Raw genomic sequence first — 16430 nt, forward strand, 5'->3', positions numbered from 1 at the left:
TAAAGAAAGCTTTCTGAATGAGCAATAAAACGGGAGATAATAAGCGCGAGAGCCCTCATAAAGCTGTGGATAGTGAGCCGTTTAAACGGGCGCTAACGGCGTGTATGCGCGCAATCTCTGGTGCACCAGAATTAGAGGTGGTCTTTAGTAATGACCGCCCTTCAATGGTCGGTGATCATGCCCGCCTGCCTGATCTGCCACGCCGTCCAATCCCTCATGATATTTCTATCACACGCGGTTTAAGTGATTCTATGGCTTTGCGACGTGCATGGCATGACACACAAATCCATGCCCATTTAGCACCGAAAGAGCCAGATGCACGAGCAATTTTTGACGCGGTTGAGCAAGCACGTGTTGAAGCAATTGGCACTTTAGCCATGGATGGCATGGCTGAAAATCTCGATGTCATGTTGGCAGATAAATATAACCGTGCCAATTATCCTTCAATCAGAAGTCAGGATGAAGCGCCATTACAAGAGGCACTGGCACTTATCGTTCGTGAAAAAATAACTGGTCGCAAACCTCCAGTAGAAGCTGGTGCCGTTTTGGATCTATGGCGTGATTGGATTGAAGATAAAATTGGGCGCGAACTGGATGAACTTTCCCATAACCTCAATGATCAAAATCAATTTGCGCGGCTTATACGTTCTATGCTTGTTGCCATGGACATGAGTGAAGAAGCGCCTAACAATCACATTGAAGATAATGGAGAGGATCAAAATCAAGAAAACGACTTTCAAGATGAAGGCGAAAATGAAGCTGAAAATCCTGTTTCCGATGGATCTGACACAACGGATAATGAACCTTCAGATGATACAGGTGATGATGTTGATGAGGGTGAAAGGGAGGCGGCTGAAAGCAGCCAAGAAGATGGTGAGGCATCAGAAGATCTTGATACAGAGCAAACACCCGGTGAGATGAACCAAACACCCCCTCCTTTTTCTGATCTTGAGCATTTATCCAACTATAAAGTTTATACTCATGCTTATGATGAAGAGGTTGAGGCGACAGATCTTTGTGATGAGCAAGAATTGGATCGATTGCGTGCCTTTCTCGATAAACAATTTGTCAATTTACAAGGTGTTGTTGGTAGACTGGCAAATCGGCTGCAACGCCGCCTTATGGCGCAACAAAATCGCTCATGGAACTTTGATCTTGAAGAAGGCTATCTAGATTCAGCTCGTTTAGCGCGTGTGGTCATTGATCCAACGCAAGCTTTGTCCTTTAAAATAGAAGTCGATACTGATTTTCGAGATACAGTTGTCACGCTTGTTGTTGATAATTCGGGTTCCATGCGTGGGCGTCCCATAACGGTTGCAGCAACATGCGGCGATATTTTAGCGCGAACCTTAGAACGTTGTGGTGTCAAGGTTGAAATTTTAGGCTTTACAACAAAAGCTTGGAAAGGAGGAAAATCCCGTGAGGCATGGTTAGAAAACGGAAAACCTGTCAATCCCGGTCGCCTCAATGATTTGCGTCATATAATATATAAAAGTGCTGACATGCCGTGGCGACGGGCGCGCCGTAACCTTGGTTTGATGATGCGCGAAGGACTATTAAAAGAAAATATTGATGGGGAAGCCTTAATCTGGGCGCATAAACGCTTATTGGCGCGCAGAGAAAATCGGCGCATTTTAATGATGATTTCTGATGGCGCCCCTGTTGATGATTCGACACTTTCAGTAAACCCAGGAAATTATTTAGAAAAGCATCTTCGCGCGGTTATTGAAGAAATTGAAACACGCTCACCAGTTGAGCTGATTGCTATTGGCATTGGTCACGATGTCACACGGTTTTATCGTCGTGCTGTGACAATTGTTGATGCGGAGGAATTGGCGGGGGCGATGACAGAACAATTGGCCAAATTATTTGACCAAAAAAAAGAGCGCATATAATCTTTTGACACAGCATGAAAATAGGTTTTAAAATGCTATAAAGCCTCTTATCTTCTCATATGTCTTTTACAAAAAATGTTTTATAAATTGACATGTTTGCGTTAAAAAAAACCAATAACGTACCATTATATTTTATAAAAATAGACCGACCGTAACTTATCATCATCGATAAAGACACCGTCTAAATTTCATGATGAGCTTTATTATTTTTTTTCCTCATAAATTGCTGGCATAAAATAAGCAAGAATGACACCATATGGCAAAAGCATGAAAAGTGCCATAACCAGTTTCACACCAAAATCGCCCAATGCAAGACTTAACCAGACTGGAATCGTAATGCCAAAACTCATCACACTGTCGAAAATTGAACTTTCTTCCATACCTGTTAAATGATCAACAAAGCCAAAATAAGGTGAGAATGCAATCGCAAAAAACAACAGCGTATCGAGAATAGAACCGCATATTGCTGCCGCAAGTGGCGCTTTCCACCATGTTTTTTTGCGCAAAGGTGTAAAAACCGCAATATCTAATAATTGCGCAAAGAGAAATGCCCAACCCGACGCAATCGCCAATCGAGGACTTGCAACAATCCAAGAAACCATCAATGCAGCTATAAATCCAACATAGACAACACGACGCGCAGCTGAAGGTCCATAACGGCGGTTGGTTAGATCATTGATTAAAAAAGCAAAAGGATATGTAAAGGCACCATAAGTGAGCAAATGCTCTAAACCGAAATAAGGAAAGGGATACTGCACCAAAATATTTGACGCAGTGACAGCAATGCACATTGCAATGCTTGCAAAAAAAAGATGAAGCGACTGTGACATTTTTTTACTCTGGGTGATGGAACCAGAAAAATGGTCGGACAAGCCGACCATGTTATCTATAAAAATAAATTTTTATTATTAAATGCATAAGACACAAATAATAAAACGATAATTAGCTAACTTTGTCAGCAATCTTTTTAGCAATTTGACGCTTTAAAAGACGTGCACGCTGTGACAATTCTTTGTCATTAGCTTTTGCAAGAAAAGCATCAAGACCGCCACGATGTTCTACTGAGCGCAACGCATGAGCAGAAATACGCAAACGATAGCTTTGTTCAAGCGTTTCTGAAATAAGCGTCACATTGCAAAGATTGGGCAAAAAACGGCGACGCGTTTTATTATTCGCATGGCTAACATTATTGCCGTACTGCACCGATTTACCGGTCAATTCACAGGCGCGGGTCATAGGTTTCACCTTTAAACTCTAATACAAACCGTTAACAAATCTGGATATTTTTATTTTAAACACACAGCTCATTAACTGGCCAAAAATGGAAAGTTGTGTTTCTATAGGGTGCCAAGGCATAAAGGTCAAGAGTTTTCCTTAAAATGATACTCTTAAATGGCACTGAAATCGCTTTTTTTTTCTACATCATTGTAATAAAAGTAAATCACACTTGTGATAAAAGTACAATATGATGAAAAAAACAAATATGGCTATTCAATCCAAAAGCACACGTTCATTCTTTTTTTTTATTCTATTTGCCGCCTTGTGTGTTGTTTTTCTTTGTACTTTTTTTGCACTGGGCATCTGGCAAGTGCAACGCCTTGGATGGAAAGAAGATCTTATCAAACATGCCAATGAACGCGTGCAACTTTCTCCTGTTGCAGCGCCACCACAAAAGCAATGGGCGGATGTTCATTTTGATACCGATGAATATCGCCCTATCTTCATAACAGGAACATATCTTAATGAGAAAGAAATTCATGTTTCAACTATTTTTCAAGAAAGTTCTGGTTATTGGGTTTTAACGCCTCTTAAAGCTGATGATGGAACCATCACCTTTATCAATCGCGGCTTTGTTCCTATGGATAAAGAAAATATAAAAACTCGTGAAGACGGAAACATTCATGGTGAAACGACAGTGTCTGGTCTGTTAAGAATGAGTGAAGGAAATGGCATATTTCCTCGCAACAATAATCCTGACGCCAATATTTGGTATTCACGACAATTGCCTGAAATGGCCAAAAAACTTGGTCTTACAAATGTCGCCCCTTATTTTATTGATGCCGACAAAACCCCTAATAAAGGTGGATATCCTATTGGTGGATTAACCACTGTGACATTTCGAAACAATCATTTAAGTTATGCCATTACATGGTTTATTTTGACCGCGGGTGTGCTGGCAGCTTTAATTTTTCTGATCATGACTGAGATAAAACACCGTAAAGGAATCACCGATGTATAAAGCGACAGCAATAGGATTTCTCGCAGTTTTAATGTGGGCACTTTTAGCTACTTTAACCACATTTGCTGGAAATGTTCCCTCACTTTTATTAACGGCAATAACTTTATTTATTGGTGCCCTTCCCGGTATTGTCATTTGGATAAAAAACCCGAAAACGCTTAAAGATTTAAAACAACCTTATTATGTCTGGTTGATTGGAATCGGGGGATTATTCGGATATCATTTTTTTTATTTTACCGCCATGCATGCCGCCCCCCCTATTGAAGTCGCCTTGATCAATTATCTATGGCCGCTATTTATTGTTCTTGGTTCAGCGCTCATGCCAGGAGAAAAATTGCGATGGTTTCATCTTACTGGTGCAGCCCTTGGATTTGCAGGAATGATTTTTATCATCACAGGCAAAGGAGGTTTTGCTCTTGATACAAAAAATACTTTTGGCTATTTGAGTGCATTAGCAAGCGCGGTCATATGGGCGAGTTATTCGCTACTTTCACGACGCGTTTCAAAAGTGCCAACAACCGTGGTCACAGCGTTTTGTCTTGGCACATCTCTTCTTGCATTTGCAGCACACGTAATTTTCAAAGAATCTTTCATTCTCCCCTCAACCCACCAACAATGGTTTGCTGTGATTTTAATAGGCTTATTTCCCGCTGGTATGGCATTTTATTGTTGGGATTATGGGGTAAAACATGGCAATATTCAGTTACTTGGAGTTGCCAGTTATAGCGCACCTCTTATTTCAACCCTTATTATGATTTTAACAGGTCTTACAGAAGCGACATGGCGCATATGGGCAGCCTGCATCTTAATCACTTTTGGTGCTGTTCTTGCTTCAAAAAATATTATTCTGAAACCAAAACACAAAAAATTATAGGCTTAAAAAACGCATAAAAATAGCTTATTTTAAAGAATGTAAATTTGAATTTTATGCAATAAGCGATTTTTGAGTCTAAAGACATAAAACACGTGATTCATGACCAATCATTGTGACTTGTCACTATAAATTACTCCTCAGCATGGATGGCAAAATAATCATAAATTTAAGTGTTTTTAAAAAATAACGTTTTCGTTTCCACTTATGATCGTTCGTGTCATTCTGACTCATTGCAACGACTGTGCTTCAAAGTGTGTGCTTTAAAACGCAGATGCAATGAAAACGACAAAACTTTCTTTCTATAAGAAATGAAACACTCTAAGAAAAGAGCAATAAAAATGCCTGTTGCATATTATGCAACAGGCATTATAAACAGGAAAACAAAAGGGAGGATAATCTTCCTGAACTCAGAGAATTTAAAAAATATCTGTTACAAATTTAACGAATTGTACGACGCGCAATTGCGGGAATTTCAGAGCGATTGATTCCAAGATCATTCAACTCATGCGCAGACAAACGGTTAAGCTCATTAACAGTTGTCCGATAACGACGCCAATTATTAAAAGAACGAAGAATATTCACGACACACACCTAAACCATAAAGTTGAATTATGCGCCATATATACTCTTCCACTACAACTTTGAGGAGTCACAAGATTGCATAGCTGATGTGCATGTTTTAACGAATTTGTCCTATTTAAAGTCAATAAAAGGTTAATCTATAACACCAAAATTGACAATAAAACACTAACTAAATAGTACGAGGAGGCGTCATAGCTCATGACGCAGGCTAGGATAAAATTGGTCAACAATGATCAAATATTGTTCACTGATGACGCAACTTATATGCGTTTTAAGACAAATTACGTCAAAATCACTTACCACACAAAACCAAACGATAGATATTGGTTTTAAACTGGTAATGAAGCTCATGTAATATGGGCGATGTTTAATAGAAAATCTCCTAAGCCGCACAATGAATACATATATGAACATCAAGATCTGATAATAATAATACTCTTATTATCAAAAAAGTCGAATATTTTTATGGATTACAGGCGCAGAAACAGTCCAAACGGACTTAAAAGACCTTTCTCATGAAATCGATAAAGATTCGCCAAATTAATCAAACAGAAACGAATAATACATTAATACTAAATGATCGCGTTGTTTAATATGATGCACGAGATGGCATGCGTTATCATGTATTTAGTACAACAGTTATCATGAGCAACGATAATCAATCAGATATTGCCAAACCAAAAATCACAGACAATTACGCTATTTGATTAAAATTGGTGATCTACAATTTTCCCATAATGATATATTTTCTTCAATTCAACCAAGTTTTTCAAATATTAAAACAGGTTTTCTAGAAAAAAAATTTAACTGTATAAATAAGAGCTAATAATGCAATTGAAGATATTTATGTCAAAAAATAAAATGAAAAATTTGCTAATAAATGTATAAAAAAGTATTTATATAAAAAATCATAAAAATTAAATTGAAGAATTATCTAATAAATAAAATATTTTAATATAGTTCATCACATTGACAATAATAATCACAATTTATAAACATTTATAAATTAAAAAAAAGTTTCTGTTCTTTTATTTGAGCTTAAATGCGCTCATAAAAAAAGTGATTTATTGAATAAGTTGATACTACATGTGAACAACTGATCGGCAATTTAAAAACTGATTGTGATGCTTTGCTTCAATATTTAAAGCAAAGAATTTTTGTTTCTAGCGTAAAGCAAGCTCAATAAAAATTATAGCCAATTTAACGATAACCCAATCTAATCATTTTCGTTAAATTTATTTGAGCATCAGTATATCCTTAGTTTGCAGCCAAACGAAACCACTTTATTGGCTTAAGATCACTTTGCTCAACACCTTAGCCTATATTATACATATTACCAAGATCATTATTGAACTAAAGCAAATCCCATATCTTCTTTGAAACGTACTCTTTTATTGTTAGAATAATAAAAATAAATAAAATACATTATAGAATGATTTTACTTTTCATCTCGTGAGTATGAAAAGCATCTTAAGACTTCATTCCAGCTCTAATTCTTCTATGAAAACAGTAAAGCGTATAAATTTTGCGAAACATTATTAAAATAGGTTTAAAATAACAATAGTCATATCCACCTTATGATAACAATAAACGAAGAGAACAATAAAATGACTTTTCACCATTTTAATACTGGTCAAGTATCTCTTGCTCTCTTTTCATGTCAAATTACACTCATTTCGATTATATCCTATCATATGTGTTTAATGACGAAAATGGCGCATTCCTGTAAAGACCATCGCAATATTATGATCATCTGCGGCTTGGATCACTTCTTGATCTCTCATAGAGCCACCAGGTTGAATAACAGCCGTGGCACCCGCTTCAACAGCGGATAAAAGCCCATCTGCAAAAGGGAAAAAGGCATCCGATGCTACAACTGAACCAAGTGTTAGAGGTGTCTCTTGGCCTGCTGCTTTTGCTGCATCCATGGCTTTGCGCGCGGCAATACGGGCTGAGTCGACACGGCTCATTTGTCCTGCCCCCACACCCACTGTTGCAAGATCTTTGACATAAACAATTGCATTTGATTTAACATGTTTTGCAACACGGAAGGCAAATTTTAAATCTTCCATTTCACGCAGACTTGGTTGACGCTTTGTGACAATTTTCAGATCCAAATCATCAATAATGCCATTATCGCGTGATTGAATAAGAAGTCCCCCTGCAACCGTTTTTGCCATAAGACCTGCCGCATGTGGGTCGGGCAAACCACCTGTAACCAATAAACGCAGATTTTTCTTCGCCGCTAGAATTTTTTTTGCCCCCTCACTTGCTTCAGGAGCAATAATCACTTCCGTAAAGATTTTAACCATTTCTTCCGCGCTTTCTTCATCAAGGGGTTGATTAAGCGCAATAATGCCTCCAAAAGCCGAAACAGGATCACATGCAAGAGCTTTTAAATAAGCCTCTCTTATGGTTGCAGCTTCAGCAACACCACAAGGATTTGCATGTTTAATAATAGCAACAGCTGCACTTTTTTGCGGATTAAATTCTCCCACAAGCTCAAAGGCCGCATCTGTGTCATTAATATTATTATAAGACAGTTGTTTTCCTTGCAAAAGTTGCGCCGTTGAGACGCCAAACCGCTTTTCCCCCGTAACATAAAAACCAGCATTTTGATGAGGATTTTCGCCATAGCGCATCACTGTTGCAAGCTTACCTGCCAATGCACGCCATTTTGGTGTTTCAATCGCTAAGTCTTGCTGAAACCAACTTGATATGGCTGCATCATACGCTGCTGTGCGTGCAAATGCCTGAGCAGCAAGTATCTGGCGAAAACGGAAAGGAAGACTGCCATCATATTTATCAAGCTCTGCTAAAACGTGATCATACTCTTCAGGGTCTGTAACAATGGCCGTATAAGCATGATTTTTAGCAGCAGCACGGATCATTGCCGGACCGCCAATATCAATATTTTCAACAATCGTATCCGAATCTGCACCCGATGCGCGCGTTTCTTCAAATGGATAGAGATTCACCACCACCAGATCAATACCAACAATATGATGCGTTTTCATTGCATTTTCATGTTCAGGATCATTACGCACTGCTAATAAAGCACCATGGACACTAGGATGAAGTGTTTTTACACGTCCATCCATAATTTCAGGAAAACCTGTGATTTCCGAAACATCTTTCACAACCATGCCTGCATTTTGTAAAGCTTTGGCTGTGCCACCTGTCGATATAAGCTCTACACCATAGCGATGAAGACTTTTTGCAAAGTCCACAAGACCCGTTTTATCAGAAACAGAAAGAAGTGCGCGACGCACCCGGTGAAGATCGGGAGCGGGTATATGTTTGGAAGTCACAGCCATAAGAAGATTCCTGAATAATCAATCGTGAGGATATTTACGCCAATATCACACACTTATTAAAAATCATACCGTCTTCATGGTATAAACTTGTGCTTATACGAAACAATATAAACTTTATTCTCCAGCAGCGCTTATGCGTGTAAAACGCCAGCGAATTTTTTCTGTCATTGTAGGACGAAAATTCAAAACAATTTGCCGGGTGCGTTTGGGTCCATCAAGAGCAGCAAATTCAATAGAATCTTCAAGCTGAATATCAGCATCAGGCGAGATAAAGCTCCATGCATCCCCACCTAAAACTTCAAGTCGTAAACAATGGCCATCATGGCTCACTTCAACATCAGGATGAAGATGAAAGCGCACCGCAACATGATCGCGTCCATCACGTTTAACGGAATTTTGGGTGGCTGGAAAAAAACGATCAAACCCGTCAATAATCGTTCCATCACTCGATAATGCCAAACCACGTTCATGAATAAGATTAGAAGAACGCGCATAACCATCATGGCTTGCCACAAATCCTAGCCTATGAGGCGTGGATACTTTTTCAACCTTAACATGATAAGGACCATAAAGGAGTGCGGTTTTATGCGATCCTTTTTTTTGTGAAAATTTGGCCGAAGACCGATCATTCAGCGTTGCTGTTGAATGGGCAGCACTTGTACGCCCCATACGTTGATAGTCTTCACGTCCATAGGGATCGATACCGCTATTAATGATAAATCGATGCGTACCCGAGGACATTTCAAAAGACAAACACCCCGCAGCTGCGCGAAAAGAGACCGCTTTTGGCGGTATTTTTCCTGTATCTGCAATCAGTGTTGTTTGATTGGCGTGCAGCCTTTGAAAACCAGAATAAGGAGCATTTGAAAATGGATGTCCTGCTGTTTCATCCAATTGCAAGACCACATCTAATCGTTCAGGCAAAATGGGGCCAACACCATTAAAATGCGCCAATGTGTGATCTTGATGCACAAAAAATCTTAACGCTGGCAGCATACGCTCAATTGAATCGATCAAAAGTCTTGGCGCTCTTTCTTTGCTATGAGCATATAAATGACGCAATGCCAATAAATCACTCAAAAGACTTAATAAAACAGCAGGATTACGTGAAATATGACCGCCATCGGGTAATATTTGCTTGGCTAAAGAGCGCACCAATTGTTGTTGTGCAGATTGCCGCATAGCCGGTGACATTGGCAAACACAAACTTGCAAGAGTTAAAGCAATACTGGCATGAAGACGATGTTCATTCTCTTCCATGGTGAGTATCGTGCTGCGAAGAAAACGAAAATGAAAGCCGAGAGTGCGTAAAAACTTCTTTTCAAATGATGCACTGGCGCCATCCAAAACACTTGCAGCATGACACAGCATTGAAACAAGACGGCGTGCCGCAATATCGGTTTGCCATGCACGACTTTTAATGCGTCTTCCAGATTGCGCATACCAATCATTCATCAAGATCCTGGCATGCGCATTGGCAAGCGGTGTTTTTGCTGCATCCATATGGCGCAACCAGCTAAAATCGTGCAAGGCTGCTTCCCATTCCAGTGATGGAGGCTCAATTGCAAAAGGTGATAATGAGCCTGTATCTACAACCCGACCGCCTAGCGCAAAACGATTATGGTAAAATTCTCGCGCCATTGCAGGATCAGCCAAATGAAGATCGACAGGTTCAGCCAAAAGACGCTGCGGTCTAAATCGAGAGAAACGCCAATGAAAAAGCGGCCCAACACGCAAATGACACAATATCTTATTCAGCGCATGATTTACTGTAGATTTGACAACTTGCTGTTTGCTCAAAAGTGCGATAGCCACGAGCGATCTCCATCAATGAAACTTCGTGTCTATTTTCTTCGATTATTATGAATGATTGGTTAATAGGCCTCATCATTAGCAAATGATCAACACCAAAAGTGATGTTTCTCTTGTTCTTAAAAAACTCTTTTCTCAAAAAATATGCGATCTCTTATTTTATGAAATATTTTTTTAAAAAAAAGTCATCTTATCTTTTTTGAAAAATCTACAAGGCTAAAAACTATTATAAGCTTATACGTTTAAAATCTCAACCGATCAACATAATGAGACAACTCAAAATTTTTCCGATTATAGATGTGATAAAATCAAAACATATAGTGTTTCAAATGCAACCTTTATGACACTTCATGTTTTGTTTTAAGCATGAAAAGGGCAATTATAATAAAATTGCCCAATGTCGAGGTTTTTATACGATTATCCCCACGGGCCCATTTTATTTTTATCCCGCATCCAACTTGGACGTTTTGTTGTTCTTTTCATTGTTTCTCTTCCACTGCCACTTGTCATAGTGACATTCATCGAATTAGCTTGTGCCCGCAATGCAGCTATCCGATTTTCTGTAGCAGGATGAGTAGAAAATAAACTATCAGCACCTCGACCATGAAGCGGATTAATAATGAACATATGCGCAGTTGCTGGGTTATGTTCGGCCTCTTCATGAGGAATCGCACTAGCCCCACGCGCAATCTTATTCAAAGCAGAAGCCAACCAAAGCGGATTGCCACAAATTTCGGCACCACGTTTATCAGCCGCATATTCGCGGGTGCGGCTTATCGCCATTTGAACCAGCATGGCGGCAAAGGGAGCAACAAACATCGCAATGACAACACCAATCATACCAAGGGGATTGGAATTTCCGTTTGAATCCCGATTTCCATGACCAAAAAAAAGCGCAAAATTACCAAGCATCGAAATTGCACCCGCAATTGTCGCTGTGATGGTCATGGTTAAAGTATCGCGATTTTGCACATGTGCAAGCTCATGCGCCATAACGCCAGCAATTTCTTCTGGTGTTAAACTTTTTAATAAGCCAGTGGTGGCGGCAACCGCAGCATTGGCAGGATTGCGCCCTGTTGCAAAAGCATTAGGTTGAGCATTATCCATAATAAAAATCTTGGGCTGAGGAAGCCCTGCGTTTCGCGCCAAGTCACTGACAATGTTATAATATTCTGGTGCAGATTGGGCATCAACTTGTCGCGCCCCATACATACGCAACACCATTTTATCAGAATTCCAATAGGAAAAGAGATTCATGGCTGCGGCAATTATAAAAGCAATTATAAGACCGTTTGTCCCACCAATGAGAAAACCTACTCCCATAAACAAAGCCGTCATAAATGCCAAAAGCATGGCTGTTCTCAGATTATTCATTGTCAAAAACTCCAATTTACTCATAAATATAATATAAGCTTTATGAGGTTTATTTGTGTATAGGATGGTGTACACTCACTGTTTATTCAATGGAAAATAGCGTAAAATGGTTGATAAAAATATTCTTACAGACAAAAAAACCGCTGATAAAGCGCAAACATTAGATCATGCCGCAAAAAAGCTCACCGATCTACCACCACCTGCTCAACGCGCTTTGGCTGAAGCTGAAGAACGGCGCAAGCATAATGAACACAAAAATATGGCTAAAGAAATTGGAGGACGCGGCGGTACAGATCCCGCCCGTTATGGCGATTGGGAAATAAAAGGACGTGCCATTGATTTTTAATCGCATCTTTATACGCATGTTAAACATATGCGCGCTAAATAATAAGACAATTTTTCTCTTAAAGCGCCCTTCACTTCATTATCGTAAGAAATTTTAAGAGCTATTTACAATGCGCTTTTAAAGTCTGAAGATCATCCATTTTTTAAAAGTTACGCCATAGTATCGATTCTTTAAGACATAAAATTATCACAAAAGTCTTATTTACATTTTGGTTTATGACTTTGTCATCACGATGTTTGACCTAAACGTTATCAGTAAAGAAAACAATTTTCATAAAAGTTCACTGAAATATACGCCGCCTTATAAAAAACGGGCACATGAGTGCCCGTTTGATAAAAATAATTTTACATTAAGCTTGATTGTCTTCAGCTGCAGGTGCTTCTTCAGCAGACGCTGCAGCAGCAGCTTCTTCTGCCGCAGCAGCAGCGGCTGCTTGAGCATCTTCTTCTGCTTGTTTTGCCGCAGCAAGACGTTCTTGAGCTTTTTTACCGGGTTCTGCTTTTGTAGGATTGTTGCGTTGTGAACGTTTTGCAAGACCTGCTTCATCAAGGAAGCGTAAAACACGATCTGTTGGCTGCGCACCATGACTAAGCCAATATTGAATACGCTCACCGTCAAGCTTCACACGGTCTCCATCTTTAGGCAACATCGGGTTCCATGCACCAACACGCTCAATAAAGCGACCATCACGAGGACTGCGAACATCCGCAATAACGATATGATAGTATGGGCGCTTTTTAGAACCCGCACGAGCCAGACGAATTTTCAACGACATATTTTATCTCCTAGTTGTCGGTTTAATTTTTTTTAATACTCTTAATTAAGGCAGTTATCTTTTCATCATGAATCAACAGTTTCCACTTGATCATTTGAGGCATTTGCCGCAATTTTTTCATGATTACGAATAACTTCTTTCACAATGAAATTAAGATATTTTTCTGCAAAATCTGGGTCCAGATGACTTTCTTGCGCAAGCTGACGCAACCGCGTTATTTGTTGTTTTTCACGCTCACGATCTGCAGGGGGCAAATCAAACTTTGCTTTTATAATGCCCACTGCATTTGTACAACGAAAACGCTCAGCAAGAATATGAATTAGAGCGGCATCGAAATTATCAATCGATTGACGCAGATGCAAAAGCTCTTCAGGGATTTTTGTCTCACTCATTTTCATGATCTTTTCTTGGGCAAACCAGGCAAACTGGGGGATTTTTGGGTTGTCGGTAAACCAGGCAAACCACGACCAAGCCCCGGCAATTGTGTATTTAGGCCTGCGTTTTCTGCCTGTTTTTGTATAGCTTCTAATTGTTTGGGATCCATTGAGGAAAGATCAGGCATTCCCCCCCCCATGCCACCAAAGCCCATTTTCGCGCCAAGGCCGCCCATCATTTTTTTCATCATGCCACCTTTGCCTTTACCGCCCATGGCCTTCATCATATCAGCCATTTGGCGGTGCATTTTCAGCAATTTATTGATATCTGCGGCATTGGTTCCTGAACCTTTCGCAATACGCTGTTTGCGACTATGTTTTAAAATATCGGGATTGCGACGTTCACTTTTTGTCATTGAAGAAATAATGGCCAATTGCCGATCAAACAAACGATCATCAAGACCTGCCGCAGCAATTTGATCTTTAACCTTCCCCATGCCCGGCATCATACCCATAATGCCGCCCATTCCGCCAAGTTTTTTCATTTGTTTTAATTGTTCTGACAAGTCATCAAGATCAAATTTTCCCGCCTGCATTTTTTTAGATAAAGCGGCGGCTTTTTCTTGATCGATTGTTTCTGCAGCTTTTTCAACAAGAGAAACAATGTCTCCCATACCCAAAATACGATCAGCAATCCGTTTTGGATGAAACTCTGCAAGCGCATCCATTTTTTCGCCCGTGGCAATCGCTTTAATGGGTTTGCCGGTAATCGCACGCATTGAAAGTGCCGCACCACCGCGTCCATCACCATCCATACGGGTTAAAATAATACCTGTAATACCAACTCGTTCATCAAAAGACCGCGCCAGATTAACAGCATCTTGACCCGTTAAACTATCAGCAATAAGCAGAATTTCATGGGGTATAGATTTGGCTTTAATGTCTGCCATTTCAAGCATTAATGGTTCATCAATGTGCGTCCGACCCGCCGTATCAAGAATCACCACATCATGACCACCCAATTTTGCAGCTTGTACTGCACGTGCGGCAATATCAACTGGTGTTTGCCCTGCCACAATGGGCAATGTTGCAATATTTGTTTGTTCACCAAGTTGACGCAATTGTTCTTGAGCGGCAGGACGACGTGTATCCAATGACGCCATCAAAACTTTTTTATTCTGTTTATCGCTCAAACGTTTGGCAATTTTTGCCGATGTTGTTGTTTTACCTGAACCTTGCAAACCAACCATCATAATGACAACTGGTGCCGGGGCATTCAAATCAATCGAAATGCCTTCATTCCCCAACATTTCAACCAATTCATCATGAACAATCTTTACCACCATTTGGCCTGGTTTGATAGATTTCAAAACATCAGCACCAACGGCTTTTTCACGCACACGATCAGTAAAAGAGCGCACAACATCAAGCGCCACATCTGCTTCAATTAATGCACGGCGCACCTCGCGCAGTGCGGCTGCAACATCCTGTTCCGACAAAGCACCACGCCCTGTCAGAGTATTCAGAATGGAACCAAGACGTTCCTGCAGTGATTCAAACATGTCTTACCTCATCAAACCGGCATAAATTTATTTACAAAGCAAACAACACCCGAGGGCGCATCGCGCTGTCGGGTGGTGACCTCTGGGATCATCTTCACCTTAATGGGTCCCAGTCAGTGGCTTTCAATCATAAACTTACCGTAGATTTATAAAGTGTTCAAACAGCAAAAATAATCATTTGTCAAGTTTATTGCTTTATCTTGCGTTTATAAAGCATCTTGAAGCTTGACTTCTTTTGCAAGCTCATATGAGGCGTATAGCAAATTATGTGAAGCGTTTTAGGGAAAGACACGTGAACACGGCAATAAAAAGGGATACTATCAATGTTTTATAAGGCCATGATAAAGACGGCAATAGCTTTACTCACACTAACAACCATGTCAGGTTTTGCACTTGCCGCACCAAAATGCGGAAATAGCGCATCAGGGTTTGCCACTTGGCTCAGCCAAACCAAGCAGGAAGCCGCCGCAAATGGTATAGGCAAACGCGCTATTAACGCCTTAAATAATGTGCGCTATGCGCAAGCGACCATCAATGCTGATCGCAATCAACGAAGCTTTAAGCTAAATTTACAAGAATTTATGCAAAAACGTGGCTCAACAGCAATCGTTAATCGTGGCAAAACAATGAAAAAGCAAAATGCTGCCCTTTTTGCTCGTCTTGAGCGCCAATATGGCGTGCCGGCAGGTCCTCTTATTGCCATTTGGGGCATGGAAACAAATTTTGGATCTTATATGGGTAAGCAACACACATTATCAGCCGTTGCGACACTTGCCTATGATTGCCGCCGATCTGCTTTTTTCACAGAACAACTCTACGCCGCACTCAAACTTATTGATAATGATGATTTCGATCCCAATTCAATTGGGGCAATGCACGGGGAAATTGGTCAAACACAATTTTTACCTAAAAATGTCCTTCTTTACGGTGTGGACGGTGATGGTAATGGACATATTGACATGATCCGTTCGCGCGCTGATGCCTTGGCTTCAACTGCTAATTTCTTACGTGGACATGGTTGGAAAAAAGGCCAAGGCTATCAAATGGGTGAACCAAATTTTGCAGCAATTGCAGGTTGGAATGCTGCAAGTGTTTATCAACAAGCCATTGCCATCATGGGCAAACAAATTGACGCAGACTAAAGCACATAAAATTTTGCGACTGTTTTGATTAAAAATCACTACAATCAAAAGTTTTTATACAAATCAAATTAAAAAGGATGCACAAAGAGCATCCTTTTAAAAGAATCCAAAAAAGGGATAGTGGCCAAAGCATTTTGC

At 40.0% G+C, this 16430-nt stretch carries 14 protein-coding genes; 5 read left to right on the forward strand and 9 right to left on the reverse strand.

Features of this window, described 5'->3' with window-relative positions; genetic code table 11:
• Positions 1-17 precede the first annotated feature (17 nt).
• Complete coding sequence (gene cobT / locus ME5_RS01110) at positions 18-1895, forward strand: cobaltochelatase subunit CobT (RefSeq protein ID WP_008037600.1); 1878 nt, start codon at positions 18-20, stop codon at positions 1893-1895.
• A 203-nt stretch (positions 1896-2098) separates the two neighbouring features.
• Here cobT and ME5_RS01115 read toward each other — a convergent pair whose 3' ends face one another.
• The gene (locus tag ME5_RS01115) at positions 2099-2725 is read right to left on the reverse strand and encodes a queuosine precursor transporter (RefSeq protein WP_008037602.1); all 627 of its coding nucleotides are present in this window, start codon (positions 2723-2725) and stop codon (positions 2099-2101) included.
• 112 nt (positions 2726-2837) lie between these two features.
• Positions 2838-3131, reverse strand: a complete 294-nt coding sequence (rpmB, locus tag ME5_RS01120; RefSeq protein ID WP_008037603.1) for a 50S ribosomal protein L28 — start codon at positions 3129-3131, stop codon at positions 2838-2840.
• A gap of 229 nt (positions 3132-3360) precedes the next feature.
• Between rpmB and ME5_RS01125 the strand changes: the two genes are divergently transcribed.
• The gene (locus ME5_RS01125) at positions 3361-4134 is read left to right on the forward strand and encodes an SURF1 family protein (RefSeq protein ID WP_008037604.1); all 774 of its coding nucleotides are present in this window, start codon (positions 3361-3363) and stop codon (positions 4132-4134) included.
• On the forward strand, positions 4127-5008 hold the full coding sequence (gene yddG / locus ME5_RS01130; protein WP_008037605.1) for an aromatic amino acid exporter YddG: 882 nt from the start codon (positions 4127-4129) through the stop codon (positions 5006-5008). Before ME5_RS01125 ends, yddG begins: the two co-directional genes overlap by 8 nt.
• A gap of 438 nt (positions 5009-5446) precedes the next feature.
• On the opposite strand, the gene ME5_RS10260 is transcribed toward yddG, so the two are convergent.
• The 4 genes from ME5_RS10260 to htpX all read right to left on the reverse strand — a co-directional run bounded on the left by ME5_RS10260 (position 5447) and on the right by htpX (position 12093).
• Positions 5447-5590, reverse strand: a complete 144-nt coding sequence (locus ME5_RS10260; RefSeq protein WP_008037606.1) for a DUF1127 domain-containing protein — start codon at positions 5588-5590, stop codon at positions 5447-5449.
• 1700 nt (positions 5591-7290) lie between these two features.
• Positions 7291-8907: a bifunctional phosphoribosylaminoimidazolecarboxamide formyltransferase/IMP cyclohydrolase gene (gene purH, locus ME5_RS01135; RefSeq protein ID WP_008037608.1), complete on the reverse strand. Its 1617-nt coding sequence runs from the start codon at positions 8905-8907 to the stop codon at positions 7291-7293.
• A 114-nt stretch (positions 8908-9021) separates the two neighbouring features.
• On the reverse strand, positions 9022-10722 hold the full coding sequence (locus tag ME5_RS01140; protein ID WP_008037609.1) for a heparinase II/III family protein: 1701 nt from the start codon (positions 10720-10722) through the stop codon (positions 9022-9024).
• Positions 10723-11136: 414 nt separating this feature from the next.
• Positions 11137-12093 (reverse strand): zinc metalloprotease HtpX, encoded by a 957-nt coding sequence (htpX, locus tag ME5_RS01145; RefSeq protein WP_008037610.1) that lies wholly within the window; start codon positions 12091-12093, stop codon positions 11137-11139.
• Positions 12094-12199: 106 nt separating this feature from the next.
• Between htpX and ME5_RS01150 the strand changes: the two genes are divergently transcribed.
• On the forward strand, positions 12200-12439 hold the full coding sequence (locus ME5_RS01150; protein ID WP_008037611.1) for a DUF1674 domain-containing protein: 240 nt from the start codon (positions 12200-12202) through the stop codon (positions 12437-12439).
• A 349-nt stretch (positions 12440-12788) separates the two neighbouring features.
• Here the strand turns inward: ME5_RS01150 and rpsP are convergent, their stop codons facing one another.
• The 3 genes from rpsP to ffh form a co-directional block, all read right to left on the reverse strand.
• A complete protein-coding gene (gene rpsP, locus ME5_RS01155) occupies positions 12789-13214 on the reverse strand; it encodes a 30S ribosomal protein S16 (protein ID WP_008037618.1) in 426 nt (141 codons plus the stop codon).
• Between the two features lie 65 nt (positions 13215-13279).
• Entirely contained in the window at positions 13280-13612 is a 333-nt protein-coding gene (locus ME5_RS01160; RefSeq protein WP_008037620.1) for a chorismate mutase, read from the reverse strand.
• On the reverse strand, positions 13609-15150 hold the full coding sequence (gene ffh, locus ME5_RS01165; protein ID WP_008037622.1) for a signal recognition particle protein: 1542 nt from the start codon (positions 15148-15150) through the stop codon (positions 13609-13611). The genes ME5_RS01160 and ffh overlap by 4 nt, the downstream gene beginning before the upstream one ends.
• A 338-nt stretch (positions 15151-15488) precedes the next feature.
• Here ffh and ME5_RS01170 point away from each other — a divergent pair, with 338 nt between their 5' ends.
• Positions 15489-16292, forward strand: a complete 804-nt coding sequence (locus tag ME5_RS01170; RefSeq protein WP_425338832.1) for a lytic murein transglycosylase — start codon at positions 15489-15491, stop codon at positions 16290-16292.
• Positions 16293-16430 lie beyond the last annotated feature (138 nt).

It is taken from the genome of Bartonella tamiae Th239, from assembly GCF_000278275.1.
In the GTDB taxonomy this organism is placed as follows: domain Bacteria; phylum Pseudomonadota; class Alphaproteobacteria; order Rhizobiales; family Rhizobiaceae; genus Bartonella; species Bartonella tamiae.

Bases quoted from the DNA above. Each gene is read 5' to 3' on its own strand.
- cobT (WP_008037600.1), top strand. From the start codon at position 18: ATGAGCAATAAAACGGGAGATAATAAGCGCGAGAGCCCTCATAAAGCT.
- ME5_RS01115 (WP_008037602.1), bottom strand. From the start codon at position 2,725: ATGTCACAGTCGCTTCATCTTTTTTTTGCAAGCATTGCAATGTGCATT.
- rpmB (WP_008037603.1), bottom strand. From the start codon at position 3,131: ATGACCCGCGCCTGTGAATTGACCGGTAAATCGGTGCAGTACGGCAAT.
- ME5_RS01125 (WP_008037604.1), top strand. From the start codon at position 3,361: ATGATGAAAAAAACAAATATGGCTATTCAATCCAAAAGCACACGTTCA.
- yddG (WP_008037605.1), top strand. From the start codon at position 4,127: ATGTATAAAGCGACAGCAATAGGATTTCTCGCAGTTTTAATGTGGGCA.
- purH (WP_008037608.1), bottom strand. From the start codon at position 8,907: ATGGCTGTGACTTCCAAACATATACCCGCTCCCGATCTTCACCGGGTG.
- htpX (WP_008037610.1), bottom strand. From the start codon at position 12,093: ATGAATAATCTGAGAACAGCCATGCTTTTGGCATTTATGACGGCTTTG.
- ME5_RS01150 (WP_008037611.1), top strand. From the start codon at position 12,200: ATGGTTGATAAAAATATTCTTACAGACAAAAAAACCGCTGATAAAGCG.
- rpsP (WP_008037618.1), bottom strand. From the start codon at position 13,214: ATGTCGTTGAAAATTCGTCTGGCTCGTGCGGGTTCTAAAAAGCGCCCA.
- ME5_RS01160 (WP_008037620.1), bottom strand. From the start codon at position 13,612: ATGAAAATGAGTGAGACAAAAATCCCTGAAGAGCTTTTGCATCTGCGT.
- ffh (WP_008037622.1), bottom strand. From the start codon at position 15,150: ATGTTTGAATCACTGCAGGAACGTCTTGGTTCCATTCTGAATACTCTG.
- ME5_RS01170 (WP_425338832.1), top strand. From the start codon at position 15,489: ATGATAAAGACGGCAATAGCTTTACTCACACTAACAACCATGTCAGGT.